The sequence below is a fragment of the Pseudomonas sp. S2_F07 genome (genome assembly GCF_054668325.1).
This window is the reverse complement of the sequence record NZ_CP162758.1, coordinates 5,806,923-5,832,373: the sequence shown is the minus strand read 5'-3', so window position 1 is coordinate 5,832,373 and position 25,451 is coordinate 5,806,923. Positions and strand designations below refer to the sequence as shown.

Sequence of the window (25,451 nt, the reverse complement as noted above, 5' to 3'; positions counted from 1 at the left end):
GAACATGCTGCGTATCCTGCTGATCAACGACACCGCCAAAAAAGTCGGACGCCTGAAGGCCGCCCTGACCGAAGCCGGATTCGAAGTGATCGATGAATCCGGCCTGACCATCGACTTGCCCGAACGCGTCGAAACGGTGCGTCCGGATGTAATTCTGATCGATACCGAGTCACCGGGCCGCGATGTCATGGAACAAGTGGTGCTGGTGACGCGCGACCAGCCACGCCCGATTGTGATGTTCACGGACGAACACGACCCCGATGTGATGCGCCAGGCGATCAAGTCCGGGGTCAGTGCCTACATCGTCGAAGGCATTCACGCACAACGCCTGCAGCCGATTCTCGATGTGGCCATGGCACGCTTCGAGAGTGACCAGGCCTTGCGCGCCCAGTTGCATGCCCGCGACCAGCAATTGGCCGAGCGCAAGCGCATCGAACTGGCCAAGGGGCTGCTGATGAAAATGAAGGACTGCAACGAGGAAGAGGCCTACACACTGATGCGCCGCCAGGCGATGAGCCGCCAGCAGAAGCTGATTCAAGTGGCGGAGCAGATTATTGCCATGAGTGAATTATTGGGTTGAACAACAAAAGATCGCAGCCTTCGGCAGCTCCTACGGGGTGCACAGATTCCCCTGTAGGAGCTGCCGAAGGCTGCGATTTTTTTGCTTTACACAAATTTCCGATATGGCACAGATCTGGCTAGGTAATCACTACAGGTAACCAACGGCGGTTGCCCCACCTACGACAAAGACGTCGCTCACCTCATTTGCCCTTGGCGGATCGGGTGGCGGCGTTTTTTCGTTTTGGCCCCAGAGCACGGGGCCGGTGGTGCGGCCGTATCGGCGCCCCACCTGCAAGCTCATGACTCCTTTCGAGACTCTTCACAGCTGAGGTGCGCAATGAATTCAAGCTTCTGGAAATCCGGCCATACACCCACATTGTTCGCAGCGTTCCTCTATTTCGACCTGAGTTTCATGGTCTGGTACCTGCTCGGTCCTTTGGCGGTGCAGATCGCCGCTGACCTGCAGCTGACGACACAGCAACGGGGGCTGGTGGTCGCCACGCCGATTCTGGCCGGGGCGGTGTTGCGCTTCGTGATGGGGATGCTGGCTGATCGCCTGTCGCCCAAAACCGCCGGCCTGATCGGCCAGGTCATCGTGATCTGCGCCCTGTTCGGCGCCTGGAAACTCGGGATCCACAGCTACGAGCAAGCCTTGCTGCTGGGCCTGTTCCTCGGCATGGCCGGCGCTTCGTTCGCCGTCGCCCTCCCCCTGGCCTCCCAGTGGTATCCGCCGCAGCATCAAGGCAAGGCCATGGGCATCGCCGGCGCGGGTAACTCGGGCACGGTCCTCGCGGCATTGATCGCCCCGGTGCTGGCGGCGGCGTTTGGCTGGAGCAACGTGTTCGGCTTTGCCCTGATTCCGTTGATCCTGACCCTGGTCGTCTTCGCCTGGCTGGCCCGCAATGCCCCCGAGCGGCCAAAAGCCAAATCCATGGCCGACTACTTCAAGGCCTTGGGTGATCGTGACAGCTGGTGGTTCATGTTTTTCTACAGCGTGACGTTCGGCGGTTTCATCGGCCTGGCCAGCGCCCTGCCCGGTTATTTCAACGACCAGTACGGCCTGAACCCGGTGACTGCCGGCTACTACACCGCTGCCTGCGTGTTCGGTGGCAGCCTGATGCGCCCCCTGGGTGGTGCACTGGCTGACCGGTTTGGCGGCATTCGGACCCTGTTGGCGATGTACACCGTCGCGGCGACCTGCATTGCCGTGGTCGGCTTCAACCTGCCGAGTTCCTACGCCGCCCTGGCACTTTTCGTCTGCACCATGCTCGGTCTGGGCGCAGGCAATGGCGCGGTATTCCAGTTGGTGCCCCAGCGTTTTCGCCGGGAAATCGGCGTGATGACCGGCCTGATCGGCATGGCCGGCGGTATCGGCGGGTTTGCCCTCGCGGCCGGCATGGGCGCGATCAAGCAAAGCACCGGCAGCTATCAACTGGCGCTGTGGTTGTTCGCCAGCCTCGGCGTCCTGGCCTGGTTCGGTCTGCACGGCGTGAAACGTCGCTGGAGAACCACCTGGGGTTCGGCCGCCGTGACGGCTGCGCGGGTCTGAGGCCTCGATGAGCCTGCAACTGAGTTTCGCCGAAGCCAGTGCCATCGGTCCCCGCGAGGAAAACCAGGATGCCCTGCGCCTGGTCACGCCGGCTCCGGCGCTGGCCGCGAGCAAGGGTTACCTGTTCGCGATTGCCGACGGTGTCAGCCAGTGCGTCGATGGCGGTCTGGCCGCCCGTTCGACGCTGCAGGCCCTGGCGCTGGATTACTACGCCACGCCGGAAACCTGGAGCGTCGCACAGGCGCTCGATCGTCTGTTGCTGGCGCAGAACCGCTGGTTGCAGGCCAATGGCGGCGGACAACCGCTGCTGACCACCCTCAGTGCGCTGGTCCTGCGTGGCCGGCGTTTTACCCTGGCCCATGTCGGCGATTGCCGGGTGTATCGCTGGCACGCCGACCAATTGCAGCGAATCAGTGAGGATCACGTCTGGGACCAGCCGGGCATGCAGCATGTGCTGAAACGGGCACTGGGGCTCGATCAACACCTGGTGCTGGATTTTCTCGACGGTGAGTTGCGCCCCGATGAAAGCTTCGTCCTGCTCAGCGACGGCGTCTGGGCCGTCATGGGCGATACCGCCATTGCCGCGATCCTGCGGGACCAACCGGACTTGCACAGCGCTGCGCAAACCCTGGTCAATGCCGCGCACCTGGCGGGCAGCCAGGACAACGCCAGCGCCTTGCTGGTACGGGTCGATGCCTTGGGCGAAGCGAGCATTGGCGATGCATTGATGCACTTGCAGCAATGGCCACTGCCGCCCGCCCTGAAACCGGGTCAGGCGTTCGAGGGCTGGCAGGTCGAGGGGATCGTCGCACAGAGCCAGCAATCGCTGCTTTATCGCGTTCGCGACAGCCAGCAACAACCCTGGCTGCTGAAAACCCTGCCCGGGCGCCTGCACGACGATCACCAGGCCGGGCAAGCATTACTGTCGGAGGAATGGTTTCTCAAACGCGTGGCCGGTCGACACTTTCCTGAAGTCCATGCCGCCAGTCAGCGTCAGCATTTGTACTACGTGATGCGAGAATATTCGGGCGCTACCCTGGCCCAACGGCATGAGCAAAGCGGCCCCTTGCCGCTGCCCCAGTGGCAAGACATCGCCGAACGCTTGCTGCGAGCGGTCGGCCTGTTGCACCGGCGGCAGATCCTGCATCGCGATATCAAGCCGGAGAACCTGCTGCTGGGGGACGATGGCGAGTTGCGCCTGCTGGATTTCGGCCTGGCCTACTGCCCCGGTCTCTCGCAAGACCTGCCCTGGGCGCTGCCGGGTACACCCAGTTACATTGCACCCGAAGCCTTTCGCGGCGAAGTACCGACGCCACGGCAGGACTTGTACGCCGTCGGTGTGACCCTGTATTTCCTGCTCACCGGGCACTATCCCTATGGCGAAATCGAAGCGTTCCAACGCCCCAGGTTTGGCCTCCCGGTCAACGCCAGCCGCTACCGGCCCGACCTGCCGGACTGGATCGCCCATAGCCTGGAACGCGCCGTGGCGGCGGCCCCCGACCAGCGTTTCGAAACGGCGGAAGAATGGCTGCTGCTGATGGAACAGGGCGAACGCCGCAGCTTGAGCGTGCGTCCCAAGCCCTTGCTGGAACGCGAGCCACTGAAAGTCTGGCGGACATTGGCGCTGGTGTCCTTGCTGCTGAACCTGGTGCTGCTGGTGGTTGCGCTCCATTAGCGGGCAAAGCGCCTTGAATCGGTGCATTCCCTCAGGTATCCGCCCTTGTGAACGGGGAAAAAGCCAACAAACACGGGTTTTGAGCGACTTGGCATAACCGCTGCATTACCTCTTGCAACAGACATACAGCGCAGGCTTCAACGACGAAGGTTGCACTTCCCGAGAGAACGGGACCAGGACAAAGGCGTCCTCGCTAGGCAACTAGCGGGACGCCTTTTTTTGTTTGCGCAAAATTTGTCGAGCATGGCCTGAACCCTGATGAGGCAGGCCTGAGCTCCCCGGAGAACCTGATGAAAAAACTAAAACTGGTGATGATCGGCAACGGCATGGCCGGGGTCCGGACCCTGGAAGAGCTGCTCAAACTGAGCACTGAGCTGTACGACATCACGGTCTTCGGTGCTGAACCGCACACCAACTACAACCGCATCCTGTTGTCGCCGGTGCTGGCGGGCGAACAAACCTTCGAAGAGATCGTGCTCAACGACCTGGACTGGTACCTGGAAAACAACATCAAGCTGCTGCTCAACCGCAAGGTGGTGGAGATCGACCGGGTCAAGCGCCGGGTCATTGCCGAAGACGGCAGCGAAGCCGAATACGATCGCCTGCTGATCGCCACCGGCTCGACACCTTTCATCCTGCCCATTCCCGGCAATACCCTTGAAGGCGTGATCGGCTACCGCGACATCGCCGACACCCAGGCCATGATCGACACCGCGAAAACCCATCGGCACGCCGTGGTGATCGGTGGCGGCCTGCTCGGCCTGGAAGCCGCCAACGGCCTGATGCTGCGGGGCATGCACGTGACCGTGGTGCATATCGGCGAGTGGTTGCTGGAACGGCAACTGGACAAGACCAGCGGCCAGTTGCTGCAATCCGCGCTGGAATCTCGCGGCCTGCATTTTCGCCTGTGCGAGCAAACCCAGGCCTTGCACGACGCGGGCAACGGCCGGGTCGGTTCGGTGCAATTCAAGAACGGCGACATCATCCCCGCCGACCTGGTGGTGATGGCCGCCGGCATCCGCCCCAATACCGAACTGGCGGAGAAATCCGGCATTCCGTGCAGCCGCGGGATTCTGGTCAACGACACACTGCAAACCTACGACCCACGGATTTATGCCATCGGCGAGTGTGCCAGCCACCGCGGCATCGCCTATGGCTTGGTGGCGCCGCTGTTCGAACAGGCCAAGGTCTGCGCCAACCACCTCGCCCAACTCGGTTTTGCCACCTACAAGGGGTCGGTGACCTCGACCAAATTGAAGGTTACCGGCATCGACCTGTTCTCCGCCGGCGACTTCATGGGCGGTGAAGGCACCGAGACCATCACCCTCTCGGACCCGATCGGCGGGGTCTACAAAAAACTGGTGATCAAGGATGACGTGCTGGTCGGCGCCTGCCTGTACGGCGATACGGCAGACGGCGGCTGGTATTTCCGGCAGATCCGTGAGAATCACGCCATTGGCGAGATCCGCGATCATCTGATGTTTGGCGAAAACGCTTTAGGCGACGTAGGACATCAAGGCCAGGACAAAGCCATGAGCATGGCCGACACCGCCGAAGTCTGCGGCTGCAACGGCGTGTGCAAGGGCACCATCGTCAAGGCCATTCAGGAACACGGGCTGTTCAGTGTCGACGACGTCAAGAAACACACCAAGGCTGCCAGCTCCTGCGGCTCCTGCGCCGGGCTCGTCGAACAGATCCTGATCAATACCGTGGGCGGCGCGGCGGACGTCAAGCCGAAAAGCGAAAAGGCCATCTGCGGCTGCAGCGATCTCAATCACGGGCAAATCCGCCAGGCCATCCGCGAGCAGCACCTGCTGACCATCGCCGGCACCCTGAGCTACCTGAACTGGCGCACACCCAACGGCTGCGCCACCTGCCGCCCGGCGCTCAACTACTACCTGATTTCCACCTGGCCAGGGGAAGCCAGGGACGATCCACAATCGCGCCTGATCAACGAACGCGCCCACGCCAACATTCAGAAAGACGGCACCTATTCGGTAGTCCCGCGGATGTGGGGCGGTGTGACCAATCCTTCAGAGCTGCGGCGCATTGCCGACGTCGCCGACAAGTACAACGTGCCGATGGTCAAGGTCACCGGTGGCCAGCGCATCGACTTGCTGGGCATTCGCAAACAAGACCTGCCAGGGGTTTGGAAAGACCTGGACATGCCGTCCGGCCACGCCTACGGCAAATCCATCCGCACGGTGAAAACCTGCGTCGGCAGCGAGTTCTGCCGCTTTGGCACCCAGAACTCCACACAACTTGGCATTGAACTGGAACATGACCTGTTCAACATGTGGTCGCCGCACAAGGTGAAGCTGGCTGTCTCCGGTTGCCCGCGCAACTGTTCGGAAGCCGGTATCAAGGATGTGGGAATTATCGGTGTGGACTCCGGCTGGGAGATGTACATCGGTGGCAACGGCGGGATCAAGACCGAGGTCGCGGAGTTCTTCGTCAAGCTCAAGACCGCCGAAGAAGTGCGCGAATACAACGGTGCATTCCTGCAGCTCTATCGCGAAGAAGCTTTCTACCTCGAACGCACCGTGCACTACCTGCAACGGGTCGGCATGGAACACATCAAGAAAGCCGTGCTGGAAGATCCGGAGCGGCGCAAGGCGCTCAATGATCGCCTGCAATTCTCCCTGTCGTTCGAACAGGACCCGTGGAAGGAGCGCCTGGAACAGCCCCAGCTGAAAAAAGAATTCGACGTCATCCCCGTGAAAAACCTGGAGGTGCTGGCATGAACTGGCTGGATATCTGCGCACTGGAAGAGATCAATGCCCTGGGCTCGCGGATCATCGCCGGGCCAAAGGGAGACATCGCGATTTTTCGTACCAGCGACGACGAAGTGTTCGCCCTTGACGACCGCTGCCCGCATAAGGGCGGCCCGTTGTCCCAAGGCCTGGTCTACGGCAAGCGGGTGGCCTGCCCGTTGCACAACTGGCAAATCGACCTGGAAAGCGGCGAAGCCCTGGCCCCGGACATCGGCTGTGCCCACCACCATCTCGCCCGGGTGGAAAATGGCCGGGTGATGCTGGCCCTGCGGGATGCAGGCTGATGGACCGCCAGATCACTGCATCCACCTGCTGTTACTGCGGGGTCGGCTGCGGCGTGCTGATCGAGCACGACGGTTCACGCATCCTCGGCGTCAGCGGCGACCCGGCGCACCCGGCCAATTTCGGCAAACTGTGCAGCAAGGGCTCGACCCTGCACCTGACCGGCGACTTGACGGCGCGGGCGCTGTACCCCGAACTGCGCCTCGGTAAAGGCCTGGCCCGTCACCGCACCGATTGGGATACCGCCCTCGATCATGCCACCAGTGTATTTGCCGCAACCATTGCCGAGCATGGCCCGGACAGCGTGGCGTTCTACATTTCCGGGCAACTGTTGACCGAGGACTACTACGCCTTCAACAAGCTGGCACGTGCCCTGGTAGGCACCAACAACATCGACAGCAATTCGCGCCTGTGCATGTCCTCGGCAGTCGTCGGCTACAAGCGCAGCCTGGGTGCCGACGCCCCGCCCTGCAGCTACGAAGACCTGGAGCTGAGCGATTGCGTGATGATCGTCGGCAGCAACATGGCCTACGCCCACCCGGTGCTGTTTCGCCGGCTGGAAGCCGCCAAATCCCGCCGGCCACAGATGAAGGTCATCGTCATTGACCCGCGTCGCACAGACACCTGCGATCTGGCTGACCTGCACCTGGCGATCTTGCCGGGCACCGATGTCGCCCTGTTCCATGGGATTTTGCATCTGCTGTTGTGGGAAGACTGGATCGATCGTGACTTCATCCGCGACCACACCGAAGGCCTGGCCGAGCTGAAAAGCCTGGTGCGTGACTACACGCCGCAAATGGTTTCGCAGCTCTGCGGAATCAGTCTCGGGCAATTGCAGCAGTGTGCCGAGTGGATCGGCACGTCACCGAGCTTTCTGTCGCTGTGGTGCATGGGGCTTAACCAGTCCACCGCCGGCAGCGCGAAAAACAGTGCACTGATCAACCTGCACCTGGCCACCGGGCAGATCGGTCGTCCCGGCGCCGGACCTTTCTCCCTCACCGGTCAGCCAAATGCCATGGGCGGAAGGGAAACCGGCAGTTTGTCCAACCTGCTGCCCGGCCACCGTGACGCCGCCAATCCGCAACACCGTGAGCAAGTGGCGTCCTACTGGGGCATCGAGCAACTGCCGGAAAATCCCGGGCTCACCGCAATCGAACTGTTCGAGCAAGTGCGCAATGGCAAGATCAAGGCGTTGTGGATCGCCTGTACCAACCCCGCGCAATCCATGCCGGACCAGACGGCCGTGCGCGCAGCGCTGCAAGCCTGCCCGTTCGTGGTGTTGCAGGAAGCCTTCAGCACCACTGAAACCGCGAAGTTCGCCGACCTTTTGCTGCCCGCCGCCAGCTGGGGGGAAAAGGAAGGTTGCGTGACCAACTCCGAGCGGCGCATTTCCCACGTACGCCAGGCAATTGTCGCACCGGGTGAGGCGCGGCCGGACTGGGCAATCACCGTAGATTTCGCACAACGCCTGGAAAAACATCTGCGCCCCGGCCAAACCAGCCTGTTTGAATTTAATAATCCCGCTCAGGTCTTTGACGAATACAAACAACTGACTCAAGGTCGCGACCTGGATCTGTCCGGTATCAGCCATGCACTGCTCGATCGTCTCGGCCCACAGCAGTGGCCCTTCCCTGCGGGTGCCGTTGAAGGCACGGCCCGGCTGTACGTCGACGGGGTATTCGCCACTGCCAATGGGCGCGCACAGTTCGTGGCCGATCCCTACCGCGCCGCCAAAGAGCAACGGGATGCACGCTTCCCGCTGACCCTGATCACCGGCCGCCTGCGCGATCAATGGCACGGCATGAGCCGCACCGGCACCGCCGCGCAGTTGTTCGGCCATGTCAACGAAGCGGAGTTGAGCCTGCACCCGGACGAACTGCGTCGCCATCGCCTGCAGCCGGGGGATCTGGTCAGCCTGAAAAGTCGGCGTGGCGCAGTCATCGTCGCAGTTGCCAGCGATGACAGCGTGCGTCCGGGCCAGGCCTTTTTGCCGATGCATTGGGGCGACCGTTTTCTCAAGGGCGGGGTGAACAGCCTCACCCTGCCCGCATTCGATCCTTTGTCGAAACAGCCCGAACTTAAACACAGCGGCGTTCGCCTGGATCCGGTGGATCTGCCCTGGAAACTGTTCGCACTGATCGAGGGTGATGTTCAACGGCATTTTGAGACGCTACGGCCGCTTTGTGAGGCGTTTTCCTACGTCAGCCTCAGCCTGGTTGGTCGTGAGCGCCCGGCCCTGCTTATAAGGGCGGCCAATACTTCAGCGCCTGCGGCAGAGCTGCTAAGCGAAATCGATAAAAACCTGGCACTCGATGATGGCCCGGTGCTGGCTTACGACGATCCTCGGCGGGCCATTGGCAAGCGCGTGCGAATCGAAAATGGCCGGATCACTGCCATTCGACTGGCCGGGGAAACCCTTGCCCAGCACTGGTTGCAGGGGTTGTGGCTCGAAGGTCGCGCGGACCAGCAACTGCGGCGCTGGCTGCTTGCGCCGCTGAGCGCACCACCGGGCAACCTCGACGCGCCCGTCAACGCGAACAAGATCCTGTGCAATTGCAAGAACGTCGGCCAGAACGCGATCTGCGCCGGCATCAGCCGTGGCCTGGACTTGCAGGGACTCAAGCAAGAACTGGGTTGCGGCACGCAATGCGGGTCCTGCGTTCCGGAAATCAAACGCCTGCTGGCTGCCACGGCGCAGCCAGTCACCGTCTTCTCGTGAGGAAAACACTATGAGTGCAAAAGTCTGGCTGGTAGGTGCGGGCCCGGGTGATCCGGAGTTGCTCACATTGAAAGCGGTACGCGCCTTGCGCGAGGCAGATGTGGTGCTGATCGATGACCTGGTCAATGTCGCGGTACTCGAGCATTGCCCCGGGGCGCGGATCATCCCGGTGGGCAAGCGCGGCGGCTGCCGCTCCACCCCGCAAGCGTTCATCCATCGCCTGATGCTTCGTTATGCCCGGCAAGGTAAATGCGTGGCACGGCTCAAGGGCGGCGATCCATGCATTTTCGGTCGCGGTGGAGAAGAAGCGCAGTGGTTGCGTGAGCGTGGGGTCGAAGCCGAGTTGGTCAACGGCATCACTGCCGGGCTGGCGGGGGCAACGCAATGCGATATTCCGCTGACTTTGCGCGGTGTCGCCCGTGGTGTCACGCTGGTCACCGCACACACCCAGGACGACAGCCAATTGAACTGGCAGGCACTGGCCCAAGGCGGAACGACGTTGGTGATTTACATGGGAGTGGCCAAGCTCGGTGAAATCCGGGAACAGCTATTGGCCGGCGGCATGGCGACGGATACGCCCGTGGCCATGATTGAAAACGCCTCCTTGCCCCATCAACGGGAATGTCGGAGCACTCTCACAGACATGGATGAAGCTGCCTACAGATTCCAACTGAAAAGCCCTGCCATAATGGTGATCGGTGCAGTGGCAGCCAGTGCAACTCAATCCCTGTGGCAGCATGATTTGTCTGTGATGACGGCAGATCAGTCAGCGTAGTTTCACCCGTTTCACCAAATCGCAGACAAAGAAAAGCCCGGCCTGAGCCGGGCTTTTCAGAGCTGCGAGCTAATTACTTAGCTTGAGCTTCAACCTGCGCTTCTACGCGACGGTTAACAGCGCGACCAGCTTCAGTTTTGTTGTCAGCAACTGGGCGGGATTCGCCGTAGCCAACGGACTGAACGCGGGACGACTCAACACCGTACTGGTTGGTCAGAACTTGCTTAACGGCGTTTGCACGACGCTCGGACAGTTTCTGGTTGTAAGCGTCAGGACCGACGGAGTCAGTGTGACCTTCAACAGTAGTGGTGGTGGATGGGTACTGCTTCATGAAGTCAGCCAGGTTCTTGATGTCGCCGTAGCTGTTTGGCTTGACTACCGACTTGTCGAAGTCGAACTTCACGTCCAGCTCTACACGAACGACTTCAGCAACAGCTGGGCAGCCATCAGCGTCAACAGTTACGTTGGCCGGGGTGTCCGGGCACTTGTCAACGTTGTCGCAAACGCCGTCGTTGTCGCTGTCGGAGCAAACTTCTGGAGCTGGAGCTGCAGCGACAGGCTTGTTGCCGCCACCGAAGTTAACACCCAGACCTACGGACGGGATGTAGTCCCAACGGCCGTTGTCCAGCTTGTAGTCAGCTTCTACGCCAGCACGAGCGTAGACGTTTTCCAGGAAGTAGTACTTCAGGCCAGCGCCAGCAGTCAGGAAAGTCGACTGGTCACGACCGGTGTGGCCGTCAGCGGCTACGTTGGTCATGCTGCCGTGCTTAACACCACCTTGAACGTAAGGACGCAGAGCGTCGCCAGCGTTGTTGAAGTGGTACTGAGCGTTCAGACCAAACTGGTCGCCTTCGATTTTCTGATTGCCAGTACCGTTGTTCGAACGGGTGTAGTCGTCGTTGTTGTAGGTAAAGTTCAACGATACGTCGTCGGTCAAGAAGTAACCGATGGAGGCGCCAGGAGTGTAGCCGTCTTCAACGTTGTTAACGCTGTCGTTGTACTTCTTCCCGTAGTTGAGCTCGCCTTCAACTGCGCCTTGGCCTTGTGCCAATGCGCCGAACGAAGTAGCGGCAATAAGAGTACCAATGGCCAAGCCCAAGGTGTTTTTCAGTTTCATCCGTTAAATCCCCATCTGGTGATTGTGAAGCAGTCCCGCAAACCGGGGGACAACTCGGCGGCAAGTCTAACAGAACTTGCCTACGCGTAAGAGATATTTGCGCTGAACTAAGTTTCAGCAATGCCTGCAAATTTCTCACGCAATTTATCTAGAGCGCGTTTGTACCGCATTTTTGTTGCACTCAAACCCATATGCATGATGTCTGCGATCTCCTGAAACTCCAGCTCTGCGACAAATCGTAGCACCAGAATTTCACGGTCAATCGGGTTCACATACACCAGCCAGCGATCAAGTCCACCTTTTTCCTCAGGTTTCGGCGTCTTTTCTTCGGACGCTTCCTCGAGGGGGTCAAGACTCAATGCGTCCATCAAGCGACGCTTTCGCCGTTCCTTTCGATACTGTGTGATGCACTCGTTGTACGTGATGCTATATAGCCATGTCTTGAACTTCGATTTACCTTCGAAGTTCTTCAGGCCATACAGCACCTTCAACATGACCTCCTGACAGACATCGTCTGCGTCGCGATCGTTCCCAAGATATCGTGCACACACGTTAAATAATGTTCGCTGGTAACGCCGCATCAGTTCTTCATAGGCACGCGTTACGTGAAACAGCTCGGTATGCGAGCGCGCGACCAACTCCTCATCAGAGAGCTCGCGGGGGTCGTAGCGCATGGATAACGATTGGGCTTTATTCAAAACAAGTCGGGCCGACAGTCAGGTCAATGTCCGCCGCAGCCAGCGTGAGCAGGCATTTTGCGGCGGCATACATTAGCAGGGTTTGCCGGGTTAGCGGCTACTCACATGCTGCTCAAGGAGGATCCGATTGGAAAGAGAGACTAGCTCACCCTCATCGGTCAGCAATGTGGTTTTAACCGTGCCGATCTCTTCGATCTGGCCTTCGACCTCGCCAACACGCACTTGTTGCCCAACCTGGTACAGCTCACGCACGTAGATTCCCGCAAGAATCTGGCCGGCAATTTCCCGGCTTCCCAACCCCATGGCCAGCGCTACCGCCAGACCAACGGTTATCAACACAATCACAATCACATGGTTCAGCAGGTCAGTCTTGACCTCCAACTGGCTGATCGCAACCGAAATACTGATTATGATCACCAGGCCCTGAGCAATCCGCCCAAGCCCTGAAGCATAGTCCAGACCCACGCCTTCTGCCGCTCCACGCACCAGACCGTTGGCCAGTTGCGCCAGCAAGACACCTACCAGCAACACCAGCGCCGCGCCAAACACCTTCGGCAAATACAACGCAAGCATGTCCAGCGTAGCTGAAACTCGCTCAAGGCCAAGGGATTCTGCGGCAGAAACCAGAAAAATAAGCAGAACGAACCAATAGACGATCTTGCCGATCAGGGTCGAAATAGGAACTTGCAACCCTGCGCGGGACAGCAACTTGGTCAGGCCGGTGCCACCCATCAAGCGATCAAGGCCCAATTTGGCGAGCAATTTCGACAGCAGGGTGTCGAGCAGCTTGGCCACGACGAAACCCAACAGCAGCACGACCAGTGCGCCGAACAGGTTCGGAATGAAGTTCGCAACCTTGGTCCACAACGCAGTCATTGCAGTGACGAGGCTCTGAGTCCAGAGATCAAGTTCCATATTCAATCAGCCTTATCAGCAGTGCGGGCAGCAGGTTTACGAAGACGGGATACCGGCGCGACATGGGCCGATCCGTTATTGAGGGCGATCATCAGTGCGGGCAACCAGCGCCCCAGCAGACTGAACAAATCACCGGCGCCGACCTGGCGGTTGGCGGTTTTCAGCACACGCCCCAGGCACGCATCGTCGTCCCGGGTAGACGGTGAGGCGTTGAGCATGTCGCGCAAAGACTGTTCAAACGGATCGTGCATACGCACCTCTCGTGATGTCTGTGGGAGACGCGGTCAGAGTTGGTCTGGTCACATGGCTTCCCTCAGACCCAGCGCAAACGTCGGAACAACCACCACTGCCCCAGTGCCACCGAGACCATCATCAGGCAGGCGATCAGAAAGCCGTAGGGGCTGGCAGAGAAAGGAATTCCACCGACATTGATCCCCAACAGCCCGGTCAGAAAACTCATCGGCAAAAAGATCCCGGTGATGATCCCGAAGCGGTACATCGTGCGGTTCATACGCACGTTCAAGCGACGGTCCTCAGCCTCCAGGACCAGCCCCACCCGCTCCCGGGTCAATTCCAGCTCTTCAAGATAACGAGTCAGGCTGTTGTTCAATTCGTTCCAGTAATCGCCATCGTCCTCGACGAACCAGGGCAACTTGATCCGCGTCAGTTGACCGAAAATATCCCGCTGCGGAGCAAGAAAGCGCTTCAACGCAGCCGCCCGGCGACGAATCTGCAAAACCGATCCGTGCTCAGGAGTATACCGTTCGTCGGCATCCAGCTTTTCTTCTTCCTCATCGACCACTTCCGAGAGACAGCTGACCAGATCCTGCACCTTGTTGGTGAGGTACTGCGCCATGCAAAGGATGAGTTCGGAGGCAGTTTTCGGCCCCTTGCCCTCGGACAGTTGCACCAACAACTCGTCAGTGGCACGCAACGGACGCAAACGCAGGGAAATGACACGCTGGGCAGAGCCGAAGATCCGCACCGACACCATGTCTTCCGGCTCAGCACCGGGGTTCAGATTGACCCCGCGCAAAAATAGCAGCAGTTCGCTGTCGGAAAGCTGTAAAAGTCGCGGACGAGTGTTTTCTTCGAGTAACAGGTCACAGCTGAATTCGCTCAGACCGCTGGATTTGCGTAACCAGGTCCGGGTTTGCGGATGACTGCGATCCCAGTGCAGCCACAGGCTTTCATGGGCCTGCAGCTGCAAGTCATCGAGTTCAGTCCGGGCAATCGAACGCGCGCCGCCTTTACCGTCCAGCACCAGGGCATGCACCAGCCCCCATTGCGCGTTTTCTTCCTCGAACATCCGCACTCCTTTGGTCGACCAGCGCTTTATTCAGGCATTTGCAGCGGGCTGGGCGAGATGATCACGCCGTTGTTGTCCGCATAGATGTAATGGCCCGGGTGAAAAGTCACGCCGGCGAAGGTCACGGCAACGTTGAGATCGCCGAGCCCGCGCCTGTCGGATTTCCTCGGGTGGCTGGCGAGGGCCTGAACGCCCAGATCGGTCTGTGCGATGATATCGACGTCACGGATGCAACCGTAGATCACCAGCCCTTCCCAACCGTTTTTCGCGGCTTTCTCGGCCAGCATGTCACCCAGCAACGCATGACGCAGGGAACCGCCACCGTCTACCACCAGCACTTTGCCATTCCCCTTGAGCTCGACTTGCTCCTTGACCCGCGAGTTGTCTTCGAAGCACTTGATGGTCACGATTTCGCCACCAAAGGAATCACGGCCGCCGAAATTGCTGAACATCGGTTCCAGCACCTGCACCAGTTCCGGATAGGCATCGCACAGGTCAGGCGTGAGGTAATGGATCATCGAGAAACTCCTGTGAAGAGGAAGACAGCACGAACATCGGTGATGGCTCAGTCACGCATTGTGACCGGAACAGCTCAATGCGTCATATCTTAGCCGCAAGCCGACCGGAGCGAAATGCCCTTGTTAGAGCGTCAGGCTCAGATTGCCGCGGCCAAATCCTGTTGCGCGCCTGGCAAAGGTGTCTGCTGATCAGCCAACCAGCGCGTCACCAAAGGCCAGACTTCAGCCTGGGCTGCCTTGCTGACGAGCATTTCCACGTGACCGAAATTGTCGCCGAAGCCCTGCTCGCGCCCCAGGTTGATGAATTGCTTGTGCTCGGAGCCGAACTGCTCGAACAATTTGCGACACGCCCACGCCGGGTCCTGATGATCGCCCGCGGCACTGACCGCCAGCACGGGCAACTTGACCTCGGCCAGGCCTGCCCACCAGTCCTTGTCGGCATCACCGAAGCGCCCGAACAGGCCAAACCAGCGCATGCTTTCCAGGGCCAGGCCGATAGGCTCGTCCTCCGGACCGCGCTTGAGCCTTGAGCCGGACAACTGGGCAAAGCGCTTGAGAATGAAGCGACCACTCCACTCCACTGGCGGAATCTTCAATGGCCAGTAGGTGCGGCTGACTTGTGTACCGAAAAACGCCGCCGAGGCCACGACCGGCTCACCGATGTACTCGCCACCCAGCGCTGCGGCCAGTGTAGTACCGCCCAGCGAGTGACCGATCCAGTGCGGCACCTGCCCGTTCTGTTCGCGCACGAACGCGCCAATGGCCGGCAGGTCATAGCGCGCGTAGTCGGCGACACGGTTCTTGCGGTAGTCGTGGTTACGCTGGGACAGGCCGTGACCGCGCATTTCCGGAATCCAGACGTCGAACCCCAGGCGAGCCAGGTAAGCGCCCAATCCCAGGCCCTTGGGAGAGAACCAGAACCGGCGATTGGAAAAGCTGCCATGCAGCAGGATCACCGGCACGCCACGGGAGGATGACTCATCGGCCATGCCAAGGCGTGTCACAGCCAGTTCGACAGTGAAGTCGGGGCTGTTACCGGGTTTCAATCGATAGACATCTTCGCTCAGATCACCGCGCCGTTCGGCACTGATCAGGGCGACAGGAAATAGGTTGCTGCTGCTTTGCATAATCTCTTGCACAAAAAAGGGCGGCATCCAGATGGAGCCCGCCCTGCTTGAATCTCAAAGGCAGCGTTCACCGACCACACTGCCAATCATTGCAGGAGCGAGCCTGCTCGCGATGGTCGCCAACGATAACGCGTTCATGCTGAAAAAACGCGCTGTTCTGCAGTCCATCGCGAGCAGGTCAGATCGCCGCACCGTCGCTCCTACAGGATCAAGCCTGCGCCTGACCCTCTGCCAGGAAGAACCAGGTTTCCAGTACGGAGTCCGGGTTCAACGATACGCTTTCAATGCCCTGCTCCATCAGCCACTTGGCCAGGTCCGGGTGGTCCGAAGGACCCTGACCGCAGATGCCGATGTATTTGCCGGCCTTGTTGCACGCGGCAATGGCATTGGCCAACAGCTTCTTCACCGCCGGATTACGCTCGTCGAACAGGTGGGCGATGATGCCGGAGTCACGGTCCAGGCCCAGGGTTAGCTGGGTCAGGTCGTTGGAACCGATGGAGAAACCGTCGAAGAACTCTAGGAACTCTTCAGCCAGGATGGCGTTGGACGGCAGTTCGCACATCATGATCACACGCAGGCCGTTCTGGCCACGGGCCAGACCGTTTTGCGCCAGCAGATCGACCACCTGGCTCGCTTCACCCAGGGTACGGACGAACGGCACCATGATTTCGACGTTGGTCAGGCCCATCTCGTTGCGCACACGCTTGAGAGCGCGGCATTCGAGTTCGAAGCAGTCGCGGAACGATTCGCTGATGTAACGCGAGGCGCCGCGGAAGCCCAGCATCGGGTTCTCTTCTTCCGGCTCGTACAGCTTGCCGCCGATCAGGTTGGCGTATTCGTTGGACTTGAAGTCCGACAGGCGCACGATGACCTTTTTCGGCCAGAACGCAGCCGCCAGGGTGCTGATGCCTTCAACCAGTTTCTCGACATAGAAGCCGACCGGATCGTCGTAACCGGCGATGCGCTTGTCGACGCTGTCCTTGATGTCCTGCGGCAGGCCGTCGTAGTTCAGCAATGCCTTGGGGTGCACGCCGATCATGCGGTTGATGATGAACTCCAGGCGGGCCAGGCCCACACCGGCGTTCGGCAGCTGCGCGAAGTCGAAGGCGCGGTCCGGGTTGCCGACGTTCATCATGATCTTGAACGGCAGCTCCGGCATGGCGTCCACGGAGTTCTTCTTGATGTCGAAGCCCAGTTCGCCTTCGAAGATGAAACCGGTGTCGCCTTCAGCGCAGGAAACGGTCACGCCCTGGCCGTCTTTCAACAGCTGGGTGGCGTTGCCGCAACCCACTACCGCAGGAATACCCAGCTCACGGGCGATGATCGCCGCGTGGCAGGTACGGCCACCACGGTTGGTGACGATCGCGCTGGCGCGCTTCATGACCGGTTCCCAATCCGGGTCGGTCATGTCGGAAACCAGTACGTCGCCTGGCTGGACCTTGTCCATCTCGGACACGTCCTTGATGATGCGGACCTTGCCGGCGCCGATGCGCTGGCCAATGGCACGACCTTCCACCAGCACGGTACCCGTCTCTTTCAACAGGTAGCGTTCCATGACGTTGGCCTGGGTGCGGCTCTTCACGGTTTCCGGACGGGCCTGCACGATGTACAGCTTGCCGTCGTCACCGTCCTTGGCCCACTCGATGTCCATCGGGCACTTGTAGTGCTTCTCGATGATCATCGCCTGCTTGGCCAACTCGCTGACTTCGGCGTCGGTCAGGCAGAAACGTGCGCGTTCAGCCTTGTCCACGTCGACGGTCTTGACCGAACGACCGGCCTTGGCCTCGTCGCCGTAGATCATCTTGATGGCCTTGCTGCCCAGGTTGCGACGCAGGATGGCCGGACGACCGGCAGCCAGCGTACCCTTGTGGACGTAGAACTCATCCGGGTTCACCGCGCCTTGTACGACGGTTTCACCCAGGCCGTAGGCGCCGGTGATGAACACCACGTCACGGAAGCCCGATTCGGTATCGAGGGTGAACATCACGCCGGCGGTGCCGGTTTCGGAGCGGACCATGCGCTGCACGCCAGCGGACAGGGCCACCAGCTTGTGGTCGAAGCCCTGATGCACGCGATAGGAAATGGCACGGTCGTTAAACAGCGAGGCGAACACCTCTTTGGCGGCGCGAATGACGTTTTCGACACCACGGATGTTCAGGAAGGTTTCCTGCTGGCCGGCAAAGGATGCGTCCGGCAAGTCTTCGGCGGTGGCGGAAGAACGCACGGCCACGGCCATCTCAGGGTTGCCGGCGGACAGCGTGGCGAACGCGGTACGGATTTCGGCATTCAATTTTTCAGGGAACTCGGCTTCCATGATCCATTTGCGGATCTGGGCACCGGTCTTGGCCAGGGCATTCACGTCATCGACGTCCAGGGCATCGAGCGCATCGTGAATCTGCTGATTCAGGCCGCTCAGTTCCAGGAAATCACGATAAGCCTGAGCGGTTGTGGCGAAGCCGCCGGGCACCGATACACCGGCACCTGCAAGGTTGCTGATCATCTCGCCCAGGGATGCGTTCTTGCCCCCCACATGCTCTACATCATGGACGCCGAGCTTATCGAGGGAAACTACGTACTCTACCAAGGTGATCTCTCCACTAACTGTGTTGGAAAAGCTCAGAAACCGGCTGCTTAAGTGAGCATTTGCCGGTTATATGGCCTGGACCTGGAAAATAAGTGAGAATGCGGGCCAATGGCGGCCGGCAAATCGCGCCTATCATATCCAAGATTCGTCACTAGCTTAAGGCCCAAGGTGCAAATGAAACGATCTGCTTTCTTTATCTCCGATGGTACCGGCATTACCGCCGAAACCCTGGGTCAAAGCCTTCTGGCGCAGTTCGAAAACATTACCTTCAGCAAAGTCACGCGGCCGTACATCGACAACGTGGACAAAGCGCGGGCCATGGTACAACAAATCAACAAAGCCGCCGAAACCGACGGCTTCCGTCCGATTATCTTCGACACCATCGTCAATCAGGACATTCGTGAGATTCTCGCAACCTCGAATGGTTTCATGATCGACATTTTCTCGACGTTCCTGGCGCCGCTTGAACAGGAACTGACCGAGCATTCTTCCTACACCGTGGGCAAGTCCCACTCCATCGGCGCCAACACCAATTACATGGAGCGTATCGAGGCCGTTAACTTCGCCCTCGACAACGACGACGGCGCCCGCACGCACTATTACGATAAGGCCGACCTGATACTAGTGGGCGTGTCGCGATGCGGTAAGACGCCGACGTGCCTGTACATGGCGATGCAGTTCGGCATCCGCGCAGCCAACTACCCGCTGACCGAAGACGACATGGAACGCCTGCAACTGCCTTCCGCCCTGCGCGCCCACCAGCACAAGCTGTTCGGCCTGACCATCGACCCCGACCGCCTCACCGCGATCCGCAACGAGCGCAAGCCCAACAGCCGCTATTCGAGCTACGCCCAGTGCGAGTTCGAAGTGCGTGAGGTCGAGAACCTGTTCCGCCGCGCAAACATCCCGCACATCAACTCCACGCATTTTTCGGTGGAAGAAATCTCCGCGAAAATACTTGTGGAGAAAGGCGTCGAGCGGCGGTTCAAGTAGCTCTCCGGCGCCTGATCTACTGCTTTCGCGAGCAAGCCCGCTCCCACATTGGATTTCTGTCATACACAAATTTTGTGTTCACAGCAGATCCCCTGTGGGAGCGGGCTTGCTCGCGAAGAACGATAACGCGGTCTCCTAGATCACAAACAAATCCACAAACCGGTTCACCGCTGTCGCTTCAAGCCTCTGCTGATCCTTGCACAGCGCGAAAATCTCCTCGCTGCGCTGCCCCGCGAATCGTGTCAGCAAGTTCGCCCTGAATTTCTCCTCCAGCAACGGAATACCTTCAGCCCGACGCCGACGATGCCCAATCGGGTATTCCACGACGACGTTTTCCGTGCTCGAACCATCCTTGAAAAACACCTGCACCGCGTTGGCAATGGAGCGTTTATCGGGCTCCAGATACTCACGGGTGAACCGCGATTCCTCAACAATCACCATTTTGTCGCGCAGCACATCGATGATCGGATGCGCCTTGTGAAAATCATCCTCGTAGTACTCGGCAACCAGATTGCCGAAAGCCAGCGGTACAGCAGTCATGTACTGGATGCAGTGATCGCGATCAGCAGCATTGGCCAGTGGGCCGACCTTGGAAATGATGCGAATCGCTGACTCGTGAGTGGTGATGACGATCCTGTCGATTTCATGCAGGCGATTGCGCACCTGCGGGTGCAGGATCACCGCCGCCTCACAGGCCGTTTGTGCATGGAACTCGGCCGGAAAACTGATCTTGAACAACACGTTTTCCATCACATAACTGCCGTACGGTCGCGAGAAACTGAACGCACGTTTGTCTTCAGGCTTGAGCGCCAGATCATTGTTGTTGTGGCTGAACAATACGTCGTAAAACCCCCACTGCCTGGCACTCAACACACCGGGTATACCCATTTCGCCGCGCATCGCCATGTCCGCCAAACGCACGCCACGACTGGACGCATCCCCCGCCGCCCAGGATTTACGCGAACCGGCATTCGGTGCATGCCGATACGTGCGCAATGCCTGACCGTCAGCAAAGGCGTGAGACAACGCCGACAACAACTGCTCGCGATTGGCCCCCATCAGCTTGGCGGTGACTGCGGCCGAGGCCACTTTCACCAGAATGACGTGATCGAGGCCGACACGGTTGAACGAGTTTTCCAGGGCAATCACGCCTTGAATCTCGTGGGCCATGATCATCGCTTCAAGCACTGTACGCATGGTCAGCGGTGCTACGCCATTCGCCAGGTGCTTTTGTGATAAATGGTCGGCTACCGCGAGAATACCGCCGAGGTTGTCCGACGGATGCCCCCACTCCGCCGCGAGCCATGTGTCGTTGTAGTCGAGCCAGCGCACGATGCAGCCGATGTCCCACGCCGCCTTCACCGGATCGAGTCGATAACTGGTCCCCGGCACCCGGGCGCCAAACGGCACGACAGTGCCTTCTACCACTGGCCCCAAATGCTTGGTGCACTCGGGAAAACGCAGGGCCAGCAGACCGCAACCCAAGGTATCGATCAGGCAGTTGCGCGCGGTATCCAGCGCCTCAATTGACTCGATCCTGTAGTTGAGGACGTAATCGGCAATGTCCTGCAGGACCTTGTCGTAGTCGGGGCGGTTGTTCAGGTCGACGTTGGCACTCATGTTCGATTCACTCTATGAAGTGGGTCGTTGATGGGACCTCGGCTCAGGAATCTCGGTGTATCACTGCTTTCTTGTTTTGAAATCAGATCAACTGTAGGAGCTGCCGAAGGCTGCGATCTTTTGACTTTGTTTTTTAGAATCAAGATCAAAAGATCGCAGCCTTCGGCAGCTCCTACAGGGTTTGTGTTGGTTAGAAAGAATCACCCGGTACACGAACGTACCCTTCCATCAACACCCGCGCACTGCGGCTCATGATCGCCTTGTTCACGGTCCATTCGCCATTGACCTGGCTGGCCTCTGCGCCGACGCGCAAAGTGCCGGACGGATGGCCGAAGCGCACCGCGTTGCGTTCGATACCGCCTGCCGCGAGGTTAACCAGCGTGCCGGTGATCGCTGCCGCCGTGCCGATTGCCACCGCCGCAGTCCCCATCATCGCGTGGTGCAACTTGCCCATCGACAGCGCACGCACCAGCAGGTCGACATCACCCGCCGCAATGGCTTTGCCACTGGACGATACGTAATCCGCCGGCTTGGCGACGAAGGCCACCTTCGGCGTGTGCTGCCGCTTGGCCGCTTCGTCGACGTTCGAGATCAGGCCCATGCGCAGCGCGCCGTAAGCGCGGATGGTTTCGAACATCAGCAGGGCTTTCGGATCGCCGTTGATGGCGCCTTGCAGCTCAGTGCCTTTGTAGCCGATGTCTTCGGCATTAACGAAAATCGTCGGGATGCCGGCGTTGATCAGGGTCGCCTTGAAGGTGCCGACGCCAGGTACTTCGAGGTCATCCACGAGGTTGCCGGTCGGGAACATCGAACCGCCACCGCCCTCTTCATCCGCTGCTGGATCGAGGAATTCAACCTGTACTTCGGCGGCCGGAAAGGTTACGCCGTCGAGCTCGAAGTCACCGGTTTCCTGCACTTCACCGTTGGTGATCGGCACGTGGGCGATGATGGTCTTGCTGATGTTGGCCTGCCACACGCGAACCACGGCCACGCCGTTGTGCGGGATGCGGCTGGCATCGACCAGACCGTTGCTGACGGCGAACGAACCGACTGCCGCGGTCAGGTTGCCGCAGTTGCCACTCCAGTCCACGAAAGGCTTGTCGATGGAAACCTGGCCGAACAGGTAATCGACGTCGTGATCAGCCTGGGTGCTTTTCGACAGGATCACCGTTTTGCTGGTGCTGGAGGTCGCGCCGCCCATGCCGTCGATTTGCTTGTCGTACGGATCGGGGCTGCCGATCACGCGCAGCAACAAGGCATCGCGGGCCGGGCCTGGAACCTGGGCCGCTTCAGGCAAATCCTTGAGACTGAAAAACACGCCTTTGCTGGTGCCGCCGCGCATGTAGGTGGCGGGAATTTTGATCTGCGGTGCGTGAACCATGGTGCTCGTTACTCCTAATCCAGAAACAGACATGGGACTCAAAGTCCCATGCCTGTGCAGCGTTTTAGACGGCAACCGCCGATTCTTCGAGGAAGTCCTGGGCGAAGCGTTGCAACACGCCGCCGGCCTCGTAGATCGACACTTCTTCAGCGGTGTCGAGGCGGCAGGTCACCGGCACATCGACGCGCTCGCCGTTCTTGCGATGGATCACCAGCGTCAGCTCGGCACGCGGGGTGCGCTCACCGATGACGTCGTAGGTTTCGCTGCCATCAATCGCCAGGGTATGGCGGTTGGTGCCTGGTTTGAACTCCAGCGGCAACACGCCCATGCCCACCAGGTTGGTGCGGTGAATGCGCTCGAAGCCTTCGGCGGCAATCGCTTCGACACCGGCCAGACGCACGCCTTTTGCTGCCCAGTCGCGGGACGAACCCTGACCGTAGTCGGCACCGGCAATGATGATCAGCGGCTGCTTGCGATCCATGTAGGTCTCGATGGCTTCCCACATGCGCATCACTTTGCCTTCCGGCTCGACGCGGGCCAGCGAACCTTGCTTGACCTTGCCGTCTTCCTGAACCATTTCGTTGAACAGTTTCGGGTTGGCGAAGGTCGCACGCTGCGCGGTCAGGTGGTCACCACGGTGAGTCGCGTAAGAGTTGAAGTCCTCTTCCGGCAGGCCCATTTTCGCCAGGTATTCGCCGGCGGCGCTGTCGAGCATGATGGCGTTGGATGGCGACAGGTGATCGGTGGTGATGTTGTCCGGCAGTACCGCCAGCGGGCGCATGCCCTTGAGCGGACGAGCGCCGGCCAGCGCGCCTTCCCAGTACGGCGGACGGCGGATGTAGGTGCTCATTTCACGCCAGTCGTACAGCGGCGCGACTTTCGGGCCGGTGTCTTCGTGGATGGCGAACATCGGGATGTAGACCTGGCGGAACTGCTCAGGTTTGACCGAGGCCTTCACCACCGAGTCGATTTCTTCGTCGCTCGGCCAGATGTCTTTCAGGCGGATTTCCTTGCCGTCGACCACGCCCAGCACGTCTTTTTCGATGTCGAAACGGATGGTGCCGGCGATGGCGTAAGCGACCACCAGTGGCGGCGAAGCGAGGAACGCTTGCTTGGCGTACGGATGAATCCGGCCGTCGAAGTTACGGTTGCCGGACAACACGGCAGTGGCGTACAGGTCGCGGTCGATGATCTCTTGCTGGATCACCGGGTCCAGTGCGCCGGACATGCCGTTGCAGGTGGTGCAGGCAAAGGCCACGACGCCGAAGCCGAGCTTGTCCAGCTCATCGGTCAGGCCGGCTTCGTCGAGGTACAGCGCGACGGTTTTCGAACCCGGTGCCGGGGACGATTTGACCCATGGTTTGCGGGTCAGGCCGAGCTTGTTGGCGTTGCGCGCCAGCAGGCCGGCGGCGATCACGTTGCGCGGATTGCTGGTGTTGGTGCAGCTGGTGATGGCGGCGATGATCACCGCGCCATCCGGCATCTGGCCAGGCACGTCTTCCCATTGGCCGGAGATGCCTTTGGCCGCCAGATCCGAAACCGCGACACGGGCGTGCGGGTTGCTTGGGCCAGCCATGTTGCGCACCACCGAGGACAGGTCGAAGGTCAGGCCGCGCTCGTATTGCGCGCCCTTCAGGCTGTCGGCCCACAGGCCTGCGGTCTTGGCGTAGTTCTCGACCAACTGCACCTGCTCGTCTTCACGGCCGGTGAGCTTGAGGTAGTCGATGGTCTGCTGGTCGATGTAGAACATCGCCGCGGTGGCGCCGTATTCCGGAGCCATGTTGGAGATGGTCGCGCGGTCGCCAAGGGTCAACCTTGACGCGCCTTCGCCGAAGAATTCCAGCCATGCGCCAACCACTTTTTGCTTGCGCAGGAATTCGGTCAACGCCAGCACCATGTCGGTGGCGGTGATGCCCGGTTGCAGCTTGCCGGTCAGCTCGACGCCAACGCTTTCTGGCAGACGCATCCACGAGGCGCGGCCGAGCATCACGCTTTCGGCTTCCAGGCCACCGACACCAATGGCGATCACGCCCAGCGCATCGACGTGCGGGGTGTGGCTGTCGGTGCCGACGCAGGTGTCAGGGAACGCCACGCCGTCGCGCACCTGGATCACCGGAGACATTTTCTCCAGGTTGATCTGGTGCATGATGCCGTTGCCTGGCGGGATCACGTCGACGTTCTTGAACGCCTTCTTGGTCCAGTTGATGAAGTGGAACCGGTCTTCGTTTCGACGGTCTTCGATGGCGCGGTTCTTCTCGAACGCTTCCGGATCGAAGCCACCGCGCTCGACGGCCAGGGAGTGGTCGACGATCAGTTGGGTCGGCACCACCGGGTTGACTTGCGCAGGATCGCCGCCTTGCAGGGCGATGGCGTCACGCAGGCCGGCAAGGTCGACCAAAGCGGTCTGGCCGAGAATGTCGTGGCACACCACGCGGGCCGGGAACCACGGGAAGTCGAGGTCGCGCTTGCGCTCGATGAATTGCTTCAGGGATTCGGTGAGCGTGGCCGGGTCGCAGCGACGCACAAGGTTTTCCGCCAGCACACGGGAGGTGTACGGCAGGGTGTCGTAGGCGCCAGGCTGGATCGCCTCGACTGCCGCGCGGACGTCGAAGTAATCCAGGTGGCTGCCGGGCAGCGATTTGCGAAATTCAGTGTTCATCGTCAGGACTCGGTCACGGTAGTTACAAAAGGTGGGGCCTGGCACCAGACTTGAAGTTCACACCATCCACTGTGGGAGCGAGCTTGCTCGCGATAGCGATGTAACTGCCGACATTGATGTTGAATGTCAGCCCGTCATCGCGAGCAAGCTCGCTCCCACAGGGATCTGCGTTGATTTCAGATCCCGGTGCCGACC

The 25,451-nt window shown here is 60.0% G+C and carries 19 protein-coding genes; 8 read left to right on the top strand and 11 right to left on the bottom strand.

Going from position 1 to position 25,451, the window contains the following annotated elements:
• Positions 1-4 precede the first annotated feature (4 nt).
• The 7 genes from AB4O40_RS26540 (at position 5) to cobA (ending at position 10,335) form a co-directional block, all read left to right on the top strand.
• Positions 5-580, top strand: a complete 576-nt coding sequence (locus AB4O40_RS26540; protein ID WP_008048624.1) for an ANTAR domain-containing response regulator — start codon at positions 5-7, stop codon at positions 578-580.
• 318 nt (positions 581-898) lie between these two features.
• On the top strand, positions 899-2,110 hold the full coding sequence (locus AB4O40_RS26535; protein ID WP_056721919.1) for a nitrate/nitrite transporter: 1,212 nt from the start codon (positions 899-901) through the stop codon (positions 2,108-2,110).
• Positions 2,111-2,117: 7 nt separating this feature from the next.
• Positions 2,118-3,785: a protein kinase domain-containing protein gene (locus AB4O40_RS26530; RefSeq protein WP_460057299.1), complete on the top strand. Its 1,668-nt coding sequence runs from the start codon at positions 2,118-2,120 to the stop codon at positions 3,783-3,785.
• Positions 3,786-4,075: 290 nt separating this feature from the next.
• Entirely contained in the window at positions 4,076-6,529 is a 2,454-nt protein-coding gene (gene nirB / locus AB4O40_RS26525; RefSeq protein WP_056721916.1) for a nitrite reductase large subunit NirB, read from the top strand.
• A complete protein-coding gene (gene nirD, locus AB4O40_RS26520) occupies positions 6,526-6,843 on the top strand; it encodes a nitrite reductase small subunit NirD (RefSeq protein ID WP_046042889.1) in 318 nt (105 codons plus the stop codon). The genes nirB and nirD overlap by 4 nt, the downstream gene beginning before the upstream one ends.
• Positions 6,843-9,560: a nitrate reductase gene (locus AB4O40_RS26515; protein WP_460057303.1), complete on the top strand. Its 2,718-nt coding sequence runs from the start codon at positions 6,843-6,845 to the stop codon at positions 9,558-9,560. The genes nirD and AB4O40_RS26515 overlap by 1 nt, the downstream gene beginning before the upstream one ends.
• Before the next feature lie 10 nt (positions 9,561-9,570).
• Positions 9,571-10,335 (top strand): uroporphyrinogen-III C-methyltransferase, encoded by a 765-nt coding sequence (gene cobA / locus AB4O40_RS26510; protein WP_460057306.1) that lies wholly within the window; start codon positions 9,571-9,573, stop codon positions 10,333-10,335.
• Between the two features lie 73 nt (positions 10,336-10,408).
• Here cobA and AB4O40_RS26505 read toward each other — a convergent pair whose 3' ends face one another.
• The 8 genes from AB4O40_RS26505 to ppsA all read right to left on the bottom strand — a co-directional run bounded on the left by AB4O40_RS26505 (position 10,409) and on the right by ppsA (position 18,603).
• Positions 10,409-11,452, bottom strand: a complete 1,044-nt coding sequence (locus tag AB4O40_RS26505; protein ID WP_056721911.1) for an OmpA family protein — start codon at positions 11,450-11,452, stop codon at positions 10,409-10,411.
• A 107-nt stretch (positions 11,453-11,559) separates the two neighbouring features.
• The gene (gene sigX, locus AB4O40_RS26500; RefSeq protein ID WP_015096065.1) at positions 11,560-12,150 is read right to left on the bottom strand and encodes an RNA polymerase sigma factor SigX; all 591 of its coding nucleotides are present in this window, start codon (positions 12,148-12,150) and stop codon (positions 11,560-11,562) included.
• Positions 12,151-12,240: 90 nt separating this feature from the next.
• A complete protein-coding gene (locus tag AB4O40_RS26495) occupies positions 12,241-13,065 on the bottom strand; it encodes a mechanosensitive ion channel family protein (protein WP_008048604.1) in 825 nt (274 codons plus the stop codon).
• A gap of 2 nt (positions 13,066-13,067) precedes the next feature.
• Entirely contained in the window at positions 13,068-13,316 is a 249-nt protein-coding gene (locus AB4O40_RS26490) for a hypothetical protein (protein ID WP_008048593.1), read from the bottom strand.
• A gap of 62 nt (positions 13,317-13,378) precedes the next feature.
• Complete coding sequence (locus tag AB4O40_RS26485; RefSeq protein ID WP_056721910.1) at positions 13,379-14,374, bottom strand: zinc transporter ZntB; 996 nt, start codon at positions 14,372-14,374, stop codon at positions 13,379-13,381.
• Between the two features lie 26 nt (positions 14,375-14,400).
• A complete protein-coding gene (rraA, locus tag AB4O40_RS26480) occupies positions 14,401-14,889 on the bottom strand; it encodes a ribonuclease E activity regulator RraA (protein ID WP_177336456.1) in 489 nt (162 codons plus the stop codon).
• Positions 14,890-15,029: 140 nt separating this feature from the next.
• Complete coding sequence (locus tag AB4O40_RS26475) at positions 15,030-16,019, bottom strand: alpha/beta fold hydrolase (protein ID WP_056721906.1); 990 nt, start codon at positions 16,017-16,019, stop codon at positions 15,030-15,032.
• A 208-nt stretch (positions 16,020-16,227) separates the two neighbouring features.
• Positions 16,228-18,603, bottom strand: coding sequence for a phosphoenolpyruvate synthase (gene ppsA, locus AB4O40_RS26470; RefSeq protein ID WP_056721904.1), 2,376 nt, complete (start codon positions 18,601-18,603; stop codon positions 16,228-16,230).
• A gap of 174 nt (positions 18,604-18,777) precedes the next feature.
• Between ppsA and ppsR the strand changes: the two genes are divergently transcribed.
• Positions 18,778-19,596 (top strand): posphoenolpyruvate synthetase regulatory kinase/phosphorylase PpsR, encoded by an 819-nt coding sequence (gene ppsR / locus AB4O40_RS26465; RefSeq protein WP_056721900.1) that lies wholly within the window; start codon positions 18,778-18,780, stop codon positions 19,594-19,596.
• A 135-nt stretch (positions 19,597-19,731) separates the two neighbouring features.
• Here ppsR and prpD read toward each other — a convergent pair whose 3' ends face one another.
• From prpD to acnD, 3 genes are all read right to left on the bottom strand, one after another.
• Positions 19,732-21,216 carry a 2-methylcitrate dehydratase gene (gene prpD, locus AB4O40_RS26460; RefSeq protein ID WP_056721898.1) on the bottom strand — a complete coding sequence of 495 codons (1,485 nt, stop codon included), beginning with the start codon at positions 21,214-21,216 and terminating at the stop codon, positions 19,732-19,734.
• A gap of 190 nt (positions 21,217-21,406) precedes the next feature.
• Positions 21,407-22,597, bottom strand: a complete 1,191-nt coding sequence (gene prpF, locus AB4O40_RS26455) for a 2-methylaconitate cis-trans isomerase PrpF (RefSeq protein WP_223542329.1) — start codon at positions 22,595-22,597, stop codon at positions 21,407-21,409.
• A 64-nt stretch (positions 22,598-22,661) separates the two neighbouring features.
• Positions 22,662-25,256, bottom strand: coding sequence for a Fe/S-dependent 2-methylisocitrate dehydratase AcnD (gene acnD / locus AB4O40_RS26450; protein WP_460057316.1), 2,595 nt, complete (start codon positions 25,254-25,256; stop codon positions 22,662-22,664).
• Positions 25,257-25,451 lie beyond the last annotated feature (195 nt).

Bases quoted from the DNA above. Each gene is read 5' to 3' on its own strand.
- AB4O40_RS26540 (WP_008048624.1), top strand. From the start codon at position 5: ATGCTGCGTATCCTGCTGATCAACGACACCGCCAAAAAAGTCGGACGC.
- AB4O40_RS26535 (WP_056721919.1), top strand. From the start codon at position 899: ATGAATTCAAGCTTCTGGAAATCCGGCCATACACCCACATTGTTCGCA.
- AB4O40_RS26530 (WP_460057299.1), top strand. From the start codon at position 2,118: ATGAGCCTGCAACTGAGTTTCGCCGAAGCCAGTGCCATCGGTCCCCGC.
- nirB (WP_056721916.1), top strand. From the start codon at position 4,076: ATGAAAAAACTAAAACTGGTGATGATCGGCAACGGCATGGCCGGGGTC.
- nirD (WP_046042889.1), top strand. From the start codon at position 6,526: ATGAACTGGCTGGATATCTGCGCACTGGAAGAGATCAATGCCCTGGGC.
- AB4O40_RS26515 (WP_460057303.1), top strand. From the start codon at position 6,843: ATGGACCGCCAGATCACTGCATCCACCTGCTGTTACTGCGGGGTCGGC.
- cobA (WP_460057306.1), top strand. From the start codon at position 9,571: ATGAGTGCAAAAGTCTGGCTGGTAGGTGCGGGCCCGGGTGATCCGGAG.
- AB4O40_RS26505 (WP_056721911.1), bottom strand. From the start codon at position 11,452: ATGAAACTGAAAAACACCTTGGGCTTGGCCATTGGTACTCTTATTGCC.
- AB4O40_RS26495 (WP_008048604.1), bottom strand. From the start codon at position 13,065: ATGGAACTTGATCTCTGGACTCAGAGCCTCGTCACTGCAATGACTGCG.
- AB4O40_RS26490 (WP_008048593.1), bottom strand. From the start codon at position 13,316: ATGCACGATCCGTTTGAACAGTCTTTGCGCGACATGCTCAACGCCTCA.
- AB4O40_RS26485 (WP_056721910.1), bottom strand. From the start codon at position 14,374: ATGTTCGAGGAAGAAAACGCGCAATGGGGGCTGGTGCATGCCCTGGTG.
- AB4O40_RS26475 (WP_056721906.1), bottom strand. From the start codon at position 16,019: ATGCAAAGCAGCAGCAACCTATTTCCTGTCGCCCTGATCAGTGCCGAA.
- ppsR (WP_056721900.1), top strand. From the start codon at position 18,778: ATGAAACGATCTGCTTTCTTTATCTCCGATGGTACCGGCATTACCGCC.
- prpD (WP_056721898.1), bottom strand. From the start codon at position 21,216: ATGAGTGCCAACGTCGACCTGAACAACCGCCCCGACTACGACAAGGTC.
- prpF (WP_223542329.1), bottom strand. From the start codon at position 22,597: ATGGTTCACGCACCGCAGATCAAAATTCCCGCCACCTACATGCGCGGC.
- acnD (WP_460057316.1), bottom strand. From the start codon at position 25,256: ATGAACACTGAATTTCGCAAATCGCTGCCCGGCAGCCACCTGGATTAC.